The sequence below is a fragment of the Pseudomonas sp. W4I3 genome, assembly GCF_030816195.1.
Taxonomy (GTDB): domain Bacteria; phylum Pseudomonadota; class Gammaproteobacteria; order Pseudomonadales; family Pseudomonadaceae; genus Aquipseudomonas.
On record NZ_JAUSXS010000001.1, the window covers coordinates 3554480 to 3568796 of the forward strand.

The window sequence follows — 14317 nt, forward strand, 5'->3', positions numbered from 1 at the left end:
AGCCGCCGCCCGCCTGATGGAGCGCATCCTGCAACCGGTGCCCGAGCCGTTTGCCCTCTTGTATCGCCCGGAAACCAGCGGCCCCGGGCTGCTGAATGTGCTGCTTGGCGAAATGTCGGAGCCACACTTGCTGGCCGATATCGACCTGCCTGCGCCTTCGGTCGGAGCCCCTCGCCTGGATGTGCTGACGCTGATTCCCTACCGCCAGATTGCCGAGCGCGGCTTCGAGGCGGTGGACGATCAGTCGCCGCTGCTGGCGATGAAGATTACCGAACAGCAATCCATCGGCATCGAGCAGTTGCTGGCGTTGCTGCCCAACGTGCCGATCCAATTGAACAACGAACGCTTCGACCTCAGCGACGCCCGTTATGCCGAGATCGTCAGCCAAGTGATCGCCAACGAAATCGGCTCCGGGGAAGGCGCCAACTTCGTGATCAAGCGCACCTTTGTGGCGGAGATCAGCGAGTACGGCCCGGCCAGTGCGCTGTCGTTCTTTCGTCATCTGCTGGAGCGGGAAAAAGGCGTCTATTGGACCTTCATCATCCATACCGGCAACCGTACCTTCGTCGGCGCATCCCCCGAGCGCCACATCAGCGTCAAGGACGGGCTGGCGGTAATGAACCCCATCAGCGGCACTTACCGCTACCCGCCTGCAGGCCCGAGCCTGAGCGAGGTCATGGATTTTCTCGCTGACCGCAAGGAGGCTGACGAGCTGTACATGGTGGTCGATGAAGAACTGAAAATGATGGCGCGTATTTGTGAAGACGGCGGGCACGTACTCGGTCCCTACCTCAAGGAAATGACGCATCTGGCCCACACCGAGTACTTCATTGAAGGCAAGACCCGCCGCGATGTGCGCGAAATCCTGCATGAGACCCTGTTCGCGCCGACGGTGACCGGCAGCCCGCTGGAAAGCGCCTGTCGCGTGATCCGGCGCTATGAACCGCAAGGCCGGGCGTACTACAGCGGCATGGCAGCACTGATCGGCAGCGATGGCAAAGGTGGACGCTCCCTGGACTCGGCGATCCTGATTCGTACCGCCGATATCAATAACAGTGGGCAGGTGCGCATCAGCGTGGGTTCGACCATCGTGCGGCACTCCGAACCGATGACCGAAGCCGCCGAAAGCCGGGCCAAGGCCGCAGGCCTGATCGCCGCGCTGAAAAACCAGGCGCCCTCGCGCTTCGGCAGCCACCTGCAGGTGCGCGCGGCATTGGCCAGCCGCAATGCCTATGTCTCCGATTTCTGGTTGATGAACAGCCAGCAGCGGCAACAGACACAGGCCGACTTCAGCGGGCGCCAAGTGCTGATCGTCGACGCCGAAGACACGTTCACCTCGATGATCGCCAAACAGCTGCGGGCTCTGGGCCTGGTGGTGACGGTGCGCAGCTTCGCCGACGAGTACAGCTTCGACGGTTACGACCTGGTCATCATGGGCCCTGGGCCTGGCAACCCGAGCGACGTGCATGTGCCGAAAATCGACCATCTGCACGTGGCCATCCGTTCGTTGCTCAGCCAGCAACGACCGTTCCTCGCGGTGTGCCTGAGTCACCAGGTGTTGAGCCTGTGCCTGGGCCTGGAGCTGCAACGCAGGGCCTTACCCAACCAGGGCGTGCAAAAACAGATCGACCTGTTCGGCAACGCCGAACGGGTGGGTTTCTACAATACGTTCGCGGCCCGCAGTAGCAGTGACCGCCTGGACGTCGACGGCATCGGCACCGTCGAGATCAGTCGCGACAGCGAGACCGGCGAGGTACACGCCCTGCGTGGGCCGTCGTTTGCCTCCATGCAGTTTCATGCCGAGTCGCTGCTGACCCAGGAAGGTCCGCGCATCATCGCCGACCTGCTGCGACACGCCCTCCTCCACACAGCTGTCGACAGCAGCGTTTCGGTTGCCGGGAGATAACCATGCACCACTACGTCATCATCGACGCCTTTGCCAGCGTCCCGCTGGAAGGCAATCCGGTCGCGGTGTTCTTTGACGCCGATGACCTGCCGCCCGCGCAAATGCAACGCATCGCCCGGGAGATGAACCTCTCGGAGACCACCTTCGTGCTCAAGCCACGTAACGGTGGGGATGCGCTGATCCGGATTTTCACTCCGGTCAACGAGCTGCCCTTCGCCGGCCACCCATTGCTGGGTACGGCGATTGCCCTGGGTGCGCATACCGACAATCACCGGCTGTACCTGGAAACCTGGGTGGGCACCATTCCCTTCGAGCTGGAGCGCCAGAACGGCAACGTAATCGCCGCCAGCATGGACCAGCCGATTCCGACGTGGGAAGCCTTGGGTCGCGACGCTGAACTGCTCAAGGCCTTGGGCATCAGTGGCTCGACCTTCCCCATCGAGATTTATCACAACGGTCCGCGCCATGTGTTTGTCGGCCTGCCGAGCATTGAAGCCTTGTCAGCCTTGCACCCCGACCACCGTGCTTTGTCGAGCTTCCACGACATGGCGATCAATTGTTTTGCCGGCGCGGGACGGCAGTGGCGCAGCCGGATGTTCTCACCGGCCTACGGCGTGGTCGAGGACGCGGCCACGGGCTCGGCTGCCGGGCCATTAGCGATTCATCTGGCGCGCCATGGCCAGATAGCGTTCGGCCAGCCGGTGGAAATCCTGCAGGGTGTGGAAATCGGTCGCCCTTCACTGATGTTCGCCAAAGCCGAGGGCCGCGCCGAGCACCTGACGCGCGTCGAGGTGTCCGGTCATGGCGTCACCTTCGGACGCGGGACCATCGTGCTATGAACCGCTCAATACAAGGCACCCCGCTGCTGGGCAAAGGTATGTCGGAATCCCTCACCGGCACGCTGGATGCACCGTTCCCCGAGTATCAGACACTGCCCGCCGACCCCATGAGCGTGTTGCGCAACTGGCTGGAGCGTGCGCGGCGCGTGGGCATCCGCGAGCCCAGGGCGCTGGCGCTGGCCACGGCCGATAGCCAGGGCCGGCCCTCTACGCGAATCGTGGTCATCAGCGAGATAAGTGACCGCGGCGTGGTGTTCAGCACCCACGCGGGGAGCCAAAAAGGCCGTGAACTGGCGCATAACCCGTGGGCCTCGGGGGTGCTGTATTGGCGCGAAACCAGTCAGCAGATCATCCTCAATGGCCAGGCCGTGCGCTTGCCGCAGGTCAAGGCTGACGAGGCGTGGCTCAAGCGCCCGTATGTCACGCACCCGATGTCATCGGTGTCTCACCAGAGCGAAGAACTGACGGACGTGCAGGCCATGCGCAACGCCGCCAGGCAATTGGCCGACGCGCAAGGCCCGCTGCCGCGTCCCGAGGGCTATTGCGTGTTCGAACTGCGATTCGAATCGCTGGAGTTCTGGGGCAATGGGCAGGAACGGTTGCATGAGCGGTTGCGCTATGACCGCAGTGACACGGGCTGGCGAGTGCGGCGTTTGCAGCCCTGAGGCGAACAGGCATCGAACCCTCTGGTACTCCTGCGAGGGCAGCACCAGGGGGTTTTTCTGCGCGTTATTTGGCGGTCGCGGCCTGCTCGATCAAGCGAGCCACGGGCGCCGGGTTTGAGACCATCACCACGTGGGACGCGCCCTTTACCACCTCCACGGCCTTAGCGTGCGCTCGCTTGGCCATGAAGGCCAGGGCCTGGGGCGGGATGTTTGTCCTGGTCGCCGTAAATGGACCAGCTTGGGATGTGCTTCCAGGCTGGCGTGCCGAATGGCTCGTTCAGCGCGGCGTCGGTGACCGGACGCTGGGTTGCGACCATCAATGCCGCTTGCGCGGCGGGAACGTCAGCGGCGAATTGCTGGTGGGTTTTTCGGTCTGTGCGAACGCGTTCGCACCGGCAAACAGGCAGGCTGCGACGGCCAGCGAGGCAAGGGTTTTTTTCATGGGCAACTCCGTTGAGTCTGGGGTTATGGGGCGTACCGTGTGAACACGAAATCATGGTTTTTAACGCGTGCCTGGTGGCAGGCAAAACACGTCTCGTGCTGCGCCTGATCGACCGCCTTGCCGTTGATAAAACGGCCAAAGCCCCACCCGCCGCTCGCGGCGTACTTGCTCGAATCCTTCACCATCACTTGAACCGTTGTGGCTGCGCCCGGTATGGAAGCCGGCTCGAATTCGGGCGATTGCACGTGCTTCCAGGCCAGTTTCACCAGCACCGTGCCGTCGGGAAAAGGCAGCGCTGAGTCGTGGTAGGCCTTGATCGCCAGGTCATTGCCGACCACGGCGCGCAATTCGTTCAAGGGGGCGGCTTCCTGCGCTGGGGCGATCAGCGCCCACTTACGATAGCCTTCGGGAATTTTTACGCCGTAGATCGGCGAAGCGTCGCCGTCAGCGCTATCGCCCATTGCGGCACCCGTGACGGTGAGCGCAACCGCTGCAACAGCCCTGGACAGGACGGCCAGATGCATGAGTTTCATCGTGGCTCTCCCTGTCAGAGGTGATCGGCGTCAACCACCGCCTGGGCGAACGCTTGCGGCGCTTCCTGGGGCAGGTTGTGCCCTACTCCACCGCTGACAAGGCGGAATTCATACTTGCCGGTGAAGCGTTTTGCATAAGCCTCGGCCGGCGGATGGGGCGCGCCGTTCGCATCGCCTTCCATCGTGATAGTCGGCACGCTGATGGAAGGAAATGCCGCCAGTTTCTTCTCGATCGCGTCGTACTTGGGCTCGCCTTTGACCAGGTTCAAACGCCAGCGATAGTTGAAGATCGACACGGCCACGTGATCGGGGTTGTGCAGGGAAGCCGCGCTGCGATCAAACGTGGCGTCGTCGAAATTCCACTTTGGCGACGCCAGCTTCCAGATGAGCTTGGCGAAGTCATGGGTGTTTTTCTCGTAACCCAGACGGCCGCGCTCGGTCGCGAAGTAGAACTGGTACCACCACTGCAACTCGGCCGCTGGCGGCAGTGGCGCCTGGCCCGCCTCCTGGCTGCCGATCAGGTAGCCGCTCACCGCGACCAGCGCTTTGACTCGTTCCGGCCACAGTGCGGCAACGATATCGGCGGTGCGGGCGCCCCAGTCAAACCCACCCAGCACGGCCTTGTTGATCTTCAGCGCATTCATGAAGTCGATCAGGTCGCTCGCCAACGCAGCAGGTTGGCCATTGCGAACGGTCTTGGCCGACAGAAAACGCGTGTCGCCATAACCACGGGCTGAAGGGATCAACACCCGGTAGCCCTTGCCGGCCAACGCAGGAGCGACATCAGTGAAGGCGTTGATATCGTAGGGCCAGCCGTGCAGCAGAATAACCACCGGACCGTCCGCTGGGCCAAGTTCCGCGTAGGAAACGTCCAGCACGCCTGCCTTCACATGCTTGAGCGCGCCCAGCGAAGTATTGGCTCCCGGTGTGATAGCCCCCACCGTGGCAGGCGGTACCTCAGCAGCGCTGGCGTGGGCAAACCCTGCCGCCACAGCGGTAAATTGCAGCAGCGCGGCGGCCACGAGCGTTGGGGCAAAAGCCCGCAGGCGCCAGGTATTATTTGGGTTGTTGAGCAAGGCCATATCCATCGTATTTTCTCCGTGGCGGGCCCGCGAGTAACGGCCCGGTGTGTGGTGGATTGCGTATGAGTCACTGCGCGGTCTTGGTTGCGCCCAGCTTGGCGCGCAGCGGCCGGAAGGCTTCACGCAACTCTTCGCTGAACAATTGAGGCTGTTCCCAGGAAGCGAAGTGGCCGCCCTTGCTCACCTGGCTGTAATAGGCAAGTGACGGATAGGCGCGTTGCGCCCAGCTTTTGGGCGCCTGATAGATTTCGTGGGGGAATACCGTGATCGCCACCGGCACCTTGATGCTCGCGGTCTTCTGCGCGGCAGCGCTGAAATTGTTGTTGTTGTTTTCCCAGTAGAAGCGCGATGACGAAGCGCCGACGTTCGTCAGCCAGTACAGGCTGATATCGTCCAGCATCTCGTCACGGCTAAGGACCCGTTCAGGCTGGCCGCTGCTGTCGGTCCAGGCGGCGAATTTTTCATACATCCACGCCGCGGTGCCGGTGGGCGAATCGGCCAGCAGGTAACCGATGGTCTGCGGGCGGGTGACCATCATTGCGCCATAGGCAGCGTTGCGGCCGAAGAAGGTGCTCAGTGAATCAAACGCCTTGCGTTCAGGCTCGGAAAGCCCGGCCGGGGCCGGGTCGCCACTGTTGATCGGCTTGACCAGCTCGGGTGGGATGGTTGCCGGCATGTTCAAGTGAATGCCGAGCAGACCAGGCGGATTCAGGCGACCCAATGCATCCGATATCACCGAACCGTGGTCGCCGCCCTGGGAAACATACTGCGAGTAGCCCAGACGCTTCATGAGCACATCCCAAGCCTTCGCGACGCGATCCGGCCCCCAGCCCAATTCAGTCGGCTTGCCGGAAAAACCGTGCCCGGGGATCGACGGGATGATCACGTCGAATGAATCTTCAACCTTGCCGCCGTAAGCCACCGGATCCGTCAGCGGGCCGATGGTCTTCAGGAACTCGAACTGCGAGCCAGGCCATCCGTGGGTCAGCAGCAGCGGCATCGCGCCAGGGTTTGGCGAGCGGACATGGATGAACTGGATATCGACGCCGTCGATCGTCGTGATGAATTCGGGCAGCGCGTTGAGCCTGGCCTCGGCCTTGCGCCAGTCATAGCCTGTGCCCCAGTACTTCACCAGCGCCTGGACCTGGGCCAGCTGCACGCCTTGAGAGACGTCATTGACGGTTTCTTTGTCTGGCCAGCGGGTCGCCGCGATGCGCTGTTTCAGGTCGATCAATTGAGCTTCATCGACATGAACTCGATAAGGTCGAATCGATTCGGAACCGGTCGAGGCCGCGCTGACAGCTGACGCATCGGCCGCTGGGCTGGCAGCCCAGGCACCGCCGCTCCCGGCTATCAGGACCAAACCAAACACGCCCCTCCTCACAGGGTTTTTCCAGTTCATAATCGGATCTCCGAGCATCAAATGAGTCATCAATGGGAGCAGGCGTGCGCCTGCTCGATGGGTTCATTTAACGCCGCGCAGGTATCCGGTATGTGTCACCTACTGCCTGAAAAGAATCACTGTGTATCCCACTGCCCCACAGATACAAAACACTACAAACCAACCACGCGTTGACCTGCGTCTGGTGACAGTCTGGGCAGGTCTGCTGAAAAAGGCTGACGCGATGGGCGCCGGCACCTGGATATACTCGACGGCACCTTCGTGTTAACAAACAACAACAGCCAAGGGCTAAAGGTGGGTCAAGTGGAGCACGTAGATCACATTCTCATCGTTGATGATGATCGCGAGATCAGGGAACTGGTCGGCAATTACCTTCAGAAAAACGGGTTGCGCACCACGGTGGTGGCGGATGGTCGCCAGATGCGTCACTTCCTGGAATCCACGCCGGTCGACTTGATCGTGCTGGACATCATGATGCCCGGCGACGATGGGCTGGTGCTGTGTCGGGAACTGCGAGCAGGCAAGCACAAAGCCACACCGATTCTGATGCTCACCGCGCGCAATGACGACACCGACCGAATCATCGGCCTGGAGATGGGCGCCGATGATTACCTGGTCAAGCCCTTCGTCGCCCGGGAGTTACTGGCGCGGATTAACGCGGTGCTGCGGCGCACACGCATGTTGCCGCCCAATCTCATCCTCACCGAAGCAGGCCGGCCGCTTGCATTTGGCAAGTGGCGGCTGGATACCACGGCGCGGCATTTGCTGGACAGTGAAGGAACCATCGTGACGTTAAGCGGCGGTGAGTATCGGCTGCTTCGCGTGTTCCTCGACCACCCGCAGCGCGTGCTCAATCGCGATCAGCTGCTGAACCTCACACAGGGGCGGGATGCCGACCTCTTTGATCGATCGATTGACTTGCTCGTCAGTCGGCTGCGCCACCGGTTGCAGGACGACGCGCGTGCCCCTGCCTACATCAAGACGGTTCGCAGCGAGGGCTATGTGTTTACCTACGCGGTGGAAGTCTCGGGAGAACAGCCATGAACAGGCGTTGGCCACGCACGTTGGCCTCGCGGTTGTCACTCATCTTCCTGGTCAGTCTGGTGGTGGCTCATGGAATGTCATTCGGCCTGCAATTTTATGAGCGTTACCAAAGCGCAAAGACCTTGATGCTGGACAATTTCGAACAGGACCTGGCCACCACGGTAGCCGTACTGGAGCGGCTGCCGGCCAATGAGCGTGAGGCCTGGCTGCCCCGGTTCGAACACCCGAACTACCGATACGCACTGGATCAAGGCCAGCCAGGGTCGCCAATGGACATGGCCACGGCGCCGGTATCCGTGCGCTCCATGCAAGCGACGCTGGGCGCGGACTATCCACTGAGCTTCACCGACATTGCGGACGTGCGTCCCCACTATCAGGCCCATTTACGCCTCAAGGACGGCAGCCCACTGACGATTGATGTCCGGCCATTGGTAATGCCGCTATCGCCCTGGTTACCCGTGGTTCTGGTTGCGCAATTGTTGCTGTTGTTCGCCTGCACCTGGCTCGCCATACGCACGGTGATACAGCCGCTGACGCGGCTTTCCCAGGCGGTAGACGGGCTTGATCCAAATGGCCAGGGCGAACCGCTCAAGGAGGACGGGCCTGTCGAGGTGGCCTACGCTGCCGTCGCTTTCAATACCCTGCAGGAGCGCATCGCCACTTACGTCAAGGAACGCATGCAGCTATTGGCGGCTATATCCCACGACCTGCAGACCCCGATCACACGCATGAAGCTTCGTGCCGAGTTCATGGACGATTCGATTGAGAAGGACAAACTCTGCAATGACCTGGATGAAATGCAGCACCTGGTCCAGGAAGGTGTGGCCTACGCGCGCAGTATGGCCGGATCCAATGAGCCAAGCCGGCGCGTGGACGTCGACTCCTTTCTGGAGAGCCTGGTGTTCGATTACCTCGATACGGGCAAGCAAGTCGCGTTGGTGGCGAACGGCGGCGCAGCTATCGACACGCGTCCCCATGCGCTGCGCAGGATACTGGTCAACCTTGTGGACAATGCGTTGAAGTTTGGCTCAGCGGTGGAACTCAACGTACAGCGCCAGCCGGCGGGTGGGTTGCTGATCCAAGTGCTGGACCGTGGCCCCGGAATACCGGAACACCAGTTGCCCGAAGTGCTGAAGCCTTTTTATCGCGTCGAGAGCTCGCGAAATCGGGAAACCGGCGGGGCCGGACTTGGCCTTGCGATTTCCCAACAACTGACACTGACCCTGCAAGGCTCCCTGCGCCTGGTGAACCGCGACGGCGGCGGCCTGTGTGCCGAGTTGACACTGCCGCCCACGCTGAAACTTACCGCCAAGACGCCGGTGGATCATCCCCCGCGATAATCAGCCCTTGTTCTTCGCCTCAGCCAACAATTGCTGGATCACTTTTTCCTGGGTGTCATAGCTGCCTTCGCCAAAATGGGTGTAGCGGATCTTGCCCTCGGCGTCGACGATGTAGTGTGCGGGCCAATACTGATTGTCGAAGGCGCGCCAGATCGCATAGTTGTTGTCGATTGCGATCGGGTAGTTGAGGCCCAGCTTCGCTACGCTTTTACGCACGTTGTCGACCACCCTCTCAAAGGGATACTCCGGCGTGTGCACGCCGATGACCACCAGCCCGTCCTTTTCGTATTTGCTCGCCCACTCCTTCACGTACGGAATGCTGCGCTGGCAATTGATGCAGTCGAAGGTCCAGAAATCCACCAGCACCACTTTGCCTCGCAAGGACTCCTTGCTCAGCTCCGGTGAGTTGAGCCACTGGACGGCACCCGACAGGGACGGCATTTCACCCTTCACGCTCATCTCAGGCGTGGTCGCGGCCTTCACGCTGTCCACCAGGGAATCAACGATCCTGGGTACACCGCTCAGCAGCGATTGCTCCACCCTCGCCGCCCCCTCGGATGACGTGCTCGCGAGCAGCTGGCTCTGTGCGCCACTGCCGATCACCACCGCCGCCACCAGCGTGGCAAGCCCTGCGCCACGCCGCAGCCAGGCGGTAACCGGCAACGACAGTTTCAATCGAGACATCAAGCCTCGTCCGGCGAAGATCAGCGCGCCCAATGAAAGGGCGCTGCCCAAGCCATACGCCAACAGCAGGAGGCTGGTTTGAGCACTGGGGCCTTGCAGCATCGCGCTGGTCAGAATAATGCCCAGGATCGGCCCCGCGCAGGGCGCCCACAGCAGCCCGGTGGCGACCCCGATCAGCAGCGCCGCGCTGGGCCCTGACAGTCTGCGCGTTGCCGGATCAAGGCGATTCCCCAGGGCCGTTAAGGGCCGCATCAACCCGTTGCCGATCCTGGCAGACAGCAACGAAAGGGCGAACAGCACCAGCACCACCAGCGCCAACTGGCGACCGATCCCGTTGGCCGTCACCACCCAGTCACTGCTGACCACGGCGAGGCTGGACACGAGGGCAAAGGTCAGCGCCAGGCCGAGCAGCGTCCACACCACTGACGACGGCGAGCGATCGGCACGGGCGAATAAAAACGGCACGACGGGGAGAATGCACGGGCTGAGCACCGTGACGATACCGCCGAGAAATGCGATCAATAACATGGCGCCACCTGCTGTTGGTTTGGCCGAGGTCAAGTCCCTCGCTGGCGCTCATTGAACCGCGTGGAGGTATCGCGCGTGTGTCGGTAAGGCGCTCTATTGAATCCGTACGTATCCGCGTGGCCCTTGGATACATTGCGATACGGAACTAGCGCGCGCTCAACACGCGATCAATCTCGCCAACCACCTGCCTCGTCGCCGCCTCGATCGTGCCTTCATTGCGGCATAAAACCCAACCGTGATCGGCGACTGCTCGTTCAAACGCCTGCGTGCAAGCGACATGCTCTTGCAACGTATGCAGCACCGTGCTGCTCAGCCCACGCCGTCGCGCCGCAGCCCTCGCCCATGACAATTCAGCGTCGGTGACCACCCCGACATGCAGGTCGGGCACCTGCACGTTGCGATCAATGTTCAGTTGCAGGATCTGCGCAAACGGAATCAGGCGACGAAACGCCGCGTCGGACGGGTACCAGCGGTCGATCAGAATGATGCTGTCCGGTGGCTGCTTAGGCAGTACGTGCATGGACATCCAGCTGCGGCTTTCAGCGAAGCGCTCACACACCGCCAGCTCCAGCGTGCGGCTGGGGTGCCTGACAAGCTGGTTGACCAGTGCCATGGTTTCACCCCGATAGGGATCGCTCTTCTTCTCGCACAATCGGATTACTTTCTTATTGTCGGCCCTGAGTGCCGACGTCACCGCTTCCAGCAGTGTGGTCTTGCCGGTGCCCTTGGGCCCGTCCAGTGAAACGAACAGCGCGCGACTCATTGACCAGCTCCCATGGCGGACATAGCGTTCGGTGTGTTGTCCGCAGGGCAAATCCAGCCTGAAGAACTTCTGATTTTTTCTGAATCACCGCGCCGTCCAGTCATCAAACGAACAGACCCTATGCGGGTAACACGTGTTGATTGTAATGGAGGAACGCCCATGTTCGATAAACCGCACTACCTCGTCAGTTTTATTCTGGACAACCAACCCCAGAGCCGCACGCTGCAACACGAAGGCGACGAGCTGGACCCGCAACTGGCGCAATCACTGCTCAAGGAGCGCTTTGCCGAACTCAAGGATGCGCGGCTGAGCGATGTCCAGGTGCAAAAGCGTACCAAGCCGGTTGATGAGGGCCATGACATTCCGGGGCATTACAGGCAGCCGTGAATGGCCTTGGCCTGCTGACACTCAGTCGATCGGGCCAATATTGATCGTGCGATCCGCGCCCAGCCCCTCGACCTTGGCGAGGACATCGCTGGGCGTGTGCTCGGAGAACGTCAGCACATAGCCCATGCCGCTGCCGTCCTCTTCAACCGAGGTCACCCACAACTCGACCTCATCGAAAGCCAGGCCTATGGCGTCGCCGATCAAACGGTTGCGCGCTTCTGAATCGGTGTCGCCCGCTGGGTAATCGTTCATTGGCAAACCTCCTCTTTGCTGTGTCGATGTTGTTATCACCATAGACGCCGGCCCCACTGACGCGTTCGTTTTTTTGCCACGCGAGCGAGTGGTCACCGCTCATCACCCCGAGCTGCGCTTTTTTTAAACTCGTGGCTTTTCGATGATCAAAACCAAGTGAGGGCCACTCAACCATGACTGATGATCGGAGGACTCATGAACCACACCACCCCGGATTTGCCATGCGCCTGCCCAGGCTGCACGTGTCAGGTCAGCGATGCCGCCCGCCATGAGCGCGACGGCAAAGCGTACTGCAGCCAGGCCTGCGCCGACCTGCATCCACAAGGCCAGGCGTGCCCCAGCGCCGAATGCCACTGCGAGTCGAATGTGCGGGTGCAGGACCGTGCAGTCAGCGACAGCCAGCTCGATGAGGCTATCGAAGAAACCTTCCCGGCCAGCGATCCCATTTCGCCTTGATCATGGCGAACCACTTGCGGGACCAAGCGGCTCCCGCAGGTGGATCTGCGGTTGGAGTTGACAGCACGCCGCCATCCTCCCCACCCTGCTGCTCTGCCCGCCCTGCCCCGAGGCCGCCTTGGACTATTTCGCCGCCCTGACCGCCTTCGTCGAAGCCGCCGAAGGCAACAACTTTTCCCGCGCAGCCGAGCGCCTGGGCATCAAGGCCTCGACCGTTTCTCGCTACGTGAAAGACCTTGAGCAGGATCTCGGCATTGCGCTGTTCAACCGCTCCACGCGTACGTTGCACCTGACCGAAGGTGGCCAGACGTTCCTGACACATGCGCGCACCGTGCTCGATGAGCTGGAACATGCCAAGGCGGCCACGTCTGCGTTGAACCAGCACCCACGCGGACTGTTGAAGCTCAACTTGCCTCCCGCCTTTGCCCGTCATCATATCCTTCCGGCGCTGAACGACTTCCACCTGCGCTACCCGCAAATCAGTATTGAATTGGTGCTGGATAACACCCAGGTCAACCTGATCCACGCCGGTGTCGATCTGGCCATTCGCGTCGGCGCCCTGGCCGATTCCACGTTGAAAGCGCGCAAGCTCTGCGATGGCCACTACTGCCTGGTGGTCAGCCCGGCGTTTGCGATGCAGCACCCTCCTGCGTCCACGCCAACCGATCTTGCGTCTATGCCCGCCGTACTGGGCACCAGCCCCGTGGGGGATATCACCTTCGTAAACCAGGGCCGCAAATCGACGCTGGTGCACGGCGACTGTATTCGGATAAACGACCTGGACGCGCAACTCATAGCCGCGCGCCAGGGCCTGGGGTTTGCGCTGTTGCCAAACTGGCTGGTGGCGCAAAGCATCAAGGCCGGCGAGCTGGTGGTCTGGCTGCCGCAATGGCGCATCCAGGGTGTGGAACGCGAGTTTGCCGTGTGGTTTGTCTACCCGCCCAAGCGGATTGTGTCGTCCAAGGTCCGCTGTTTTATCGACTTTATGGTTGAGCGCCTGGGCGAGACGCCGGACTGGAATTGACTCAACTGAAGCGGATATCCAAGGCGCGCAGGTAGGTTTGCAGCCCCGCGTCCTGAATCGGGATCAGGAACGCCTCGCTATTGGATTCATTGAAATGCGCATGCCAATACCCCGGCGGCGTGACGAATGCCAGGCCGGGCGACCAGTCGACGCGCACCGGGTTGCGGATCTGCCCGTCGGTGTCCAGCTCGGTGCCTACCAGGGAGTAGCAACCTGGCGGGCAATCAATGATGAAGTCCAGGGCAATCGACTGATGCCGGTGGGGCTTTTGCACCGACCCGGCCGGCAGGATTCCGTACATCGCCCACAACACGTGCGTGACAGTGCGCGTTTGCGGGAAGTGGCGGTTGCCCAGCAGGATACTGATGCGGCTGCGGTCCTGGGCGCGAGGATCGTCCGCCGCTTCGCGCAGCTTTGTGTTGGCCAGTTCCGCCGGGTACAGCGTTGGGGTAAAGCGATCTGCGCTGCGTGTCACCCCCAGGTAACGCAACAACGGCTCATCGTGCACATAGTAAAGCCGCGCATCCTCGGTGGCGCTCAAGTGCGCCGCGTGCAATCCCGGCAGCGCGATAAAGCAGCCCGTGGACCAGTGAATCTGATGCTCGGCCTGGGTCACGCTGCCCTCCCCGGCAATCACGTAGAACACCTGGGACGTGGCGTTGGGTTGTAGGGTCAGTGTGTCGCCACGGTTAAGCCGCACGAAGTTCGCGCACAGCCCGGGCCCCGTGGCCGGGCCCTCACAGCCGAGAGCGTCGCTGAGGTCCAGCGGGACAATGCGCGAAGGCCCCCTGTCATACAGCGAAGCAGGAAAGCTGTGGTAGGGAATGCGCGGTATCAGATTGGCACTGATGGGGTTGGCGGCCTTGCTGTACTCGAAGTACTCGGCGTCCACCTGGTGGGTATCGGCCAACGCGGGGTTGAATTCACGGTTCATCAGGCTCACCTCAGTCTGCGGCGGGTATGCGCGGCG

The 14317-nt window shown here is 61.6% G+C and carries 16 protein-coding genes and 1 pseudogene; 8 read left to right on the plus strand and 9 right to left on the minus strand.

Annotated elements, in window-relative coordinates; translation table 11 throughout:
* Positions 1-16 precede the first annotated feature (16 nt).
* Genes QF045_RS16240 through phzG form a run of 3 tightly spaced genes read left to right on the plus strand, consistent with a single transcriptional unit; the run spans position 17 to position 3410 of the window.
* On the plus strand, positions 17-1906 hold the full coding sequence (locus QF045_RS16240) for an anthranilate synthase family protein (protein ID WP_373424485.1): 1890 nt from the start codon (positions 17-19) through the stop codon (positions 1904-1906).
* Positions 1907-1908: 2 nt separating this feature from the next.
* Positions 1909-2745: a PhzF family phenazine biosynthesis protein gene (locus QF045_RS16245; RefSeq protein ID WP_306493102.1), complete on the plus strand. Its 837-nt coding sequence runs from the start codon at positions 1909-1911 to the stop codon at positions 2743-2745.
* On the plus strand, positions 2742-3410 hold the full coding sequence (gene phzG / locus QF045_RS16250; RefSeq protein ID WP_306493103.1) for a phenazine biosynthesis FMN-dependent oxidase PhzG: 669 nt from the start codon (positions 2742-2744) through the stop codon (positions 3408-3410). Before QF045_RS16245 ends, phzG begins: the two co-directional genes overlap by 4 nt.
* A gap of 64 nt (positions 3411-3474) precedes the next feature.
* Here the strand turns inward: phzG and QF045_RS16255 are convergent.
* From QF045_RS16255 to QF045_RS16275, 5 genes and pseudogenes are all read right to left on the minus strand, one after another.
* A pseudogene (locus QF045_RS16255) lies at positions 3475-3778 on the minus strand (alpha/beta fold hydrolase); the annotation flags it as partial.
* Positions 3727-3852, minus strand: a complete 126-nt coding sequence (locus QF045_RS16260; protein ID WP_306494965.1) for a hypothetical protein — start codon at positions 3850-3852, stop codon at positions 3727-3729. The pseudogene QF045_RS16255 and the gene QF045_RS16260, both read right to left, overlap by 52 nt.
* 23 nt (positions 3853-3875) lie before the next feature.
* A complete protein-coding gene (locus QF045_RS16265) occupies positions 3876-4385 on the minus strand; it encodes a cytochrome P460 family protein (RefSeq protein ID WP_306493104.1) in 510 nt (169 codons plus the stop codon).
* Between the two features lie 14 nt (positions 4386-4399).
* Positions 4400-5473 (minus strand): alpha/beta fold hydrolase, encoded by a 1074-nt coding sequence (locus QF045_RS16270; RefSeq protein ID WP_306493105.1) that lies wholly within the window; start codon positions 5471-5473, stop codon positions 4400-4402.
* 61 nt (positions 5474-5534) lie between these two features.
* Entirely contained in the window at positions 5535-6887 is a 1353-nt protein-coding gene (locus QF045_RS16275; protein WP_306493106.1) for an epoxide hydrolase family protein, read from the minus strand.
* 285 nt (positions 6888-7172) lie between these two features.
* Between QF045_RS16275 and QF045_RS16280 the strand changes: the two genes are divergently transcribed.
* Positions 7173-7913, plus strand: a complete 741-nt coding sequence (locus QF045_RS16280; RefSeq protein ID WP_306493107.1) for a response regulator — start codon at positions 7173-7175, stop codon at positions 7911-7913.
* The gene (locus tag QF045_RS16285; protein ID WP_306493108.1) at positions 7910-9253 is read left to right on the plus strand and encodes a HAMP domain-containing sensor histidine kinase; all 1344 of its coding nucleotides are present in this window, start codon (positions 7910-7912) and stop codon (positions 9251-9253) included. The genes QF045_RS16280 and QF045_RS16285 overlap by 4 nt, the downstream gene beginning before the upstream one ends.
* Here the strand turns inward: QF045_RS16285 and QF045_RS16290 are convergent, their stop codons facing one another.
* Both QF045_RS16290 and QF045_RS16295 read right to left on the minus strand, forming a co-directional pair.
* Complete coding sequence (locus tag QF045_RS16290) at positions 9254-10465, minus strand: cytochrome c biogenesis protein DipZ (RefSeq protein ID WP_306493109.1); 1212 nt, start codon at positions 10463-10465, stop codon at positions 9254-9256.
* Between the two features lie 145 nt (positions 10466-10610).
* The gene (locus QF045_RS16295; RefSeq protein WP_306493110.1) at positions 10611-11228 is read right to left on the minus strand and encodes a dTMP kinase; all 618 of its coding nucleotides are present in this window, start codon (positions 11226-11228) and stop codon (positions 10611-10613) included.
* Positions 11229-11387: 159 nt separating this feature from the next.
* Between QF045_RS16295 and QF045_RS16300 the strand changes: the two genes are divergently transcribed.
* Positions 11388-11615 (plus strand): hypothetical protein, encoded by a 228-nt coding sequence (locus QF045_RS16300; RefSeq protein ID WP_306493111.1) that lies wholly within the window; start codon positions 11388-11390, stop codon positions 11613-11615.
* A 21-nt stretch (positions 11616-11636) separates the two neighbouring features.
* On the opposite strand, the gene QF045_RS16305 is transcribed toward QF045_RS16300, so the two are convergent.
* On the minus strand, positions 11637-11867 hold the full coding sequence (locus QF045_RS16305; protein WP_306493112.1) for a hypothetical protein: 231 nt from the start codon (positions 11865-11867) through the stop codon (positions 11637-11639).
* 195 nt (positions 11868-12062) lie between these two features.
* Here QF045_RS16305 and QF045_RS16310 point away from each other — a divergent pair, with 195 nt between their 5' ends.
* Together QF045_RS16310 and QF045_RS16315 are read left to right on the plus strand one after the other, a co-directional pair.
* Positions 12063-12323 carry a metallothionein gene (locus tag QF045_RS16310; protein WP_306493113.1) on the plus strand — a complete coding sequence of 87 codons (261 nt, stop codon included), beginning with the start codon at positions 12063-12065 and terminating at the stop codon, positions 12321-12323.
* Positions 12324-12441: 118 nt separating this feature from the next.
* Positions 12442-13347, plus strand: coding sequence for a LysR family transcriptional regulator (locus QF045_RS16315; RefSeq protein WP_306493114.1), 906 nt, complete (start codon positions 12442-12444; stop codon positions 13345-13347).
* Position 13348: 1 nt separating this feature from the next.
* Here QF045_RS16315 and QF045_RS16320 read toward each other — a convergent pair whose 3' ends face one another.
* A complete protein-coding gene (locus QF045_RS16320) occupies positions 13349-14281 on the minus strand; it encodes a cupin (RefSeq protein ID WP_306493115.1) in 933 nt (310 codons plus the stop codon).
* Positions 14282-14317: the final 36 nt, after the last annotated feature.

Coding starts and splice junctions, on each gene's coding strand:
- QF045_RS16290 (WP_306493109.1), bottom strand. CDS start 10,465: ATGTTATTGATCGCATTTCTCGGCGGTATCGTCACGGTGCTCAGCCCG.
- QF045_RS16240 (WP_373424485.1), top strand. CDS start 17: ATGGAGCGCATCCTGCAACCGGTGCCCGAGCCGTTTGCCCTCTTGTAT.
- QF045_RS16305 (WP_306493112.1), bottom strand. CDS start 11,867: ATGAACGATTACCCAGCGGGCGACACCGATTCAGAAGCGCGCAACCGT.
- QF045_RS16245 (WP_306493102.1), top strand. CDS start 1,909: ATGCACCACTACGTCATCATCGACGCCTTTGCCAGCGTCCCGCTGGAA.
- QF045_RS16300 (WP_306493111.1), top strand. CDS start 11,388: ATGTTCGATAAACCGCACTACCTCGTCAGTTTTATTCTGGACAACCAA.
- QF045_RS16310 (WP_306493113.1), top strand. CDS start 12,063: ATGAACCACACCACCCCGGATTTGCCATGCGCCTGCCCAGGCTGCACG.
- QF045_RS16320 (WP_306493115.1), bottom strand. CDS start 14,281: ATGAACCGTGAATTCAACCCCGCGTTGGCCGATACCCACCAGGTGGAC.
- QF045_RS16285 (WP_306493108.1), top strand. CDS start 7,910: ATGAACAGGCGTTGGCCACGCACGTTGGCCTCGCGGTTGTCACTCATC.
- QF045_RS16265 (WP_306493104.1), bottom strand. CDS start 4,385: ATGAAACTCATGCATCTGGCCGTCCTGTCCAGGGCTGTTGCAGCGGTT.
- QF045_RS16260 (WP_306494965.1), bottom strand. CDS start 3,852: ATGAAAAAAACCCTTGCCTCGCTGGCCGTCGCAGCCTGCCTGTTTGCC.
- QF045_RS16275 (WP_306493106.1), bottom strand. CDS start 6,887: ATGCTCGGAGATCCGATTATGAACTGGAAAAACCCTGTGAGGAGGGGC.
- QF045_RS16295 (WP_306493110.1), bottom strand. CDS start 11,228: ATGAGTCGCGCGCTGTTCGTTTCACTGGACGGGCCCAAGGGCACCGGC.
- QF045_RS16270 (WP_306493105.1), bottom strand. CDS start 5,473: ATGGATATGGCCTTGCTCAACAACCCAAATAATACCTGGCGCCTGCGG.
- phzG (WP_306493103.1), top strand. CDS start 2,742: ATGAACCGCTCAATACAAGGCACCCCGCTGCTGGGCAAAGGTATGTCG.